2 protein-coding genes and 1 pseudogene are annotated in these 1,042 nt (G+C 73.8%); 2 read left to right on the top strand and 1 reads right to left on the bottom strand.

Annotation, left to right across the window (positions count from 1 at the left end; genetic code table 11):
• Together AB0C29_RS50105 and AB0C29_RS50100 are read left to right on the top strand one after the other, a co-directional pair.
• Nucleotides 1-186 (top strand): annotated as a pseudogene (locus AB0C29_RS50105) (sensor histidine kinase); the annotation flags it as partial.
• A gap of 7 nt (nt 187-193) precedes the next feature.
• Complete coding sequence (locus AB0C29_RS50100) at nt 194-619, top strand: DegT/DnrJ/EryC1/StrS family aminotransferase (protein WP_360835671.1); 426 nt, start codon at nt 194-196, stop codon at nt 617-619.
• Here the strand turns inward: AB0C29_RS50100 and AB0C29_RS50095 are convergent.
• Entirely contained in the window at nt 611-931 is a 321-nt protein-coding gene (locus tag AB0C29_RS50095) for a hypothetical protein (protein WP_360835669.1), read from the bottom strand. The two genes, AB0C29_RS50100 and AB0C29_RS50095, sit on opposite strands and share 9 nt — an antisense overlap.
• Nucleotides 932-1,042: the final 111 nt, after the last annotated feature.

Genomic DNA, 1,042 nt, shown 5'->3' with positions numbered 1-1,042 from the left:
GTCAAGGTCCACCTCGAGCTGCGGGTCGACGACGCGGCCGAGGTGCCGGCGGGGACCGGGCGGGCGGCGTACAGGATCGTGCAGGAAGGTCTCACCAACGCCCGCAAGCACGCACCCGGCACCGCCGTCCGGGTCTGCGTGACCGGCTCGCCCGGCGCCGGCCTGACCATCGACATCCGCAACCCGCGAGCGGGTGCAGGCCGACCCGGCGGGCTGGACCCGCTCGGAGCTGATGAACGAGTTGCACGCGGTGGTGGCGCTGGATCAGCTGCCGGTGCTGGGCGACCTGGTCCGGTGGCGCGCCGAGGTGGCGGCGGTCTATGCCGGCCTGCCGCTGGAGACGCAGCAGGTACGCGACGGCGACCGGCACAGTTACGTGCACTGGGTGGCCCGGGTGGCCGACCGCGACGGGTTGCAGCGGCGCCTCGACGCGCTGGGGGTGGGGACCAAGCCGTATTTCGCGGCGATGCACCGGGGGCCGCTCGGTGCGGACGAGACCCTGCCGGTCACCGACGCGCTGCACGCCGAGGCGCTGGCCCTGCCGATGTCGTCGGAGCTGACGGTCGAGCAGGCCGAACGGGTGGTTGCGGCGGTCCGGCGCAGCCTGCCCTCAGGATGAACTGAACGCCGAGCCGGTGGGCTCGCCCTCCTCGGGACGGGCCAGGCAGTGCACCAGCCGCTGGTCGGTGCCGGGCACCTCGATCGGCCAGGCCTCGCGCTCCCAGCCGTCGGTGGTGGCGCGGTCCCGGCTGCGATCGGCCATGACCCGCGCCGAGCAGGCGGCCGCGATGTCCTCGCGCAGGAGTAGTTCGTCCTCGTGGCTCCGGCTGACGTCGGCGGGCAGGGCGGTGGCCGCAAAGGTCTCCCAGGTGTGGTCCCCGGCGCAGTCGAGATCCCTGGGCAACGACGTCCGGCCGTTGATGGCGGTCACCCCGGCCCAGCACAGCGGCTCTTTCGGACAGAGCAGCGGGCCCGGTCCAGGAGTTTGCGGGCGGACGGGCGGTCCAGCGCGAGCGGCTTCTCCGCCCACACGTGCTTTCCG

The organism is Actinoplanes sp. NPDC048791, from assembly GCF_040650095.1.
Lineage (GTDB): Bacteria > Actinomycetota > Actinomycetes > Mycobacteriales > Micromonosporaceae > Actinoplanes.
The sequence above is the reverse complement of the archived record's forward strand: the minus strand, read 5'-3'. Positions and strand labels throughout refer to the sequence as shown.